The organism is Staphylococcus sp. GW823-FHT05F06, assembly GCF_058795495.1.
On the sequence record NZ_JBXAHW010000039.1, the window covers coordinates 1 to 1048 of the forward strand.

Genomic DNA, 1048 nt, shown 5'->3' on the forward strand with positions numbered 1-1048 from the left:
CTCTATAACTATAAAAAATAGCTATGAAAAAATCTATCGTCATAGATTTCTTCATAGCTAATCTTAGTATGTTTTATATATAATCTTATTTAAAGTAAGTTTTTTGTTAATAAAACAGGGAATATGTTAAAATAGATGTCCAAATGAATAATAGTTAAATTTAATCAAACAAATAAATTGTAATTTAACCTCCGTTCTAATACAATATGGTTACTATTCATCGACTGTAAGGAGTGAGATGATATGAGAATAGAACGTGTTGATGATACAACAGTAAAATTGTTTATAACATATAGTGACATTGAAGCACGTGGTTTTAGTCGTGAAGACCTATGGAGTAACCGTAAACGTGGTGAAGAGTTTTTCTGGTCAATGATGGATGAAATTAATGAAGAAGAGGATTTTGTAGTTGAAGGTCCACTTTGGATTCAAGTACACGCTTTTGAAAAGGGCGTGGAAGTAACGATTTCTAAATCAAAAAATGAAGATGCTATGAATATGTCAGATGATGATACAAATCATCAATTTGATGATCAGGTAAATGAATTATTGGCTCAAACACTTGAAGGTGAAGAAAGTTTAGAAGATTTATTTGAACAACGTAAACAACAAAAGAAAAACCATCAAGATAAACAACAAAGACGTGCGCATAAGCCATCAAATGTGAGAAATATTATAGTGAAGTTTGACGATTTAGAGCAAGTTATCGACTATGCTTATCATAATAATCAAAACACTGATGAATTTGAAGATTTATTATATATGATTGATAATAAATATTATTACTCAATTCATTTTGATGATTCAGTTTCACAAGAGATGATTAACGATAGTTATAGTCAGTTATTGGAGTTTGCATATCCAACTGATAAAACAAATATTTATTTAAACGACTACGCTAAGATTATTATGAGTCACAATGTTACTTCTCAAGTACGTAAATACTTTACTGATACAAACGAATAATAATGATTTAAAACATACTAAGATTAGCTATGAAGAAATCTATGACGATAGATTTTTTCATAGCTATTTTTTATAGTTATAG

1 protein-coding gene is annotated in these 1048 nt (G+C 28.3%); it reads left to right on the plus strand.

The window, feature by feature from the left end; all coding sequences use genetic code 11:
- The first annotated feature begins 243 nt into the window (after nucleotides 1-243).
- Nucleotides 244-966: an adaptor protein MecA gene (mecA, locus tag AC1Q7N_RS11655; protein ID WP_001829308.1), complete on the plus strand. Its 723-nt coding sequence runs from the start codon at nucleotides 244-246 to the stop codon at nucleotides 964-966.
- Nucleotides 967-1048: the final 82 nt, after the last annotated feature.

Excerpts from the sequence above, each read along its gene's own strand:
- mecA (WP_001829308.1), top strand. The coding sequence starts at position 244 with ATGAGAATAGAACGTGTTGATGATACAACAGTAAAATTGTTTATAACA.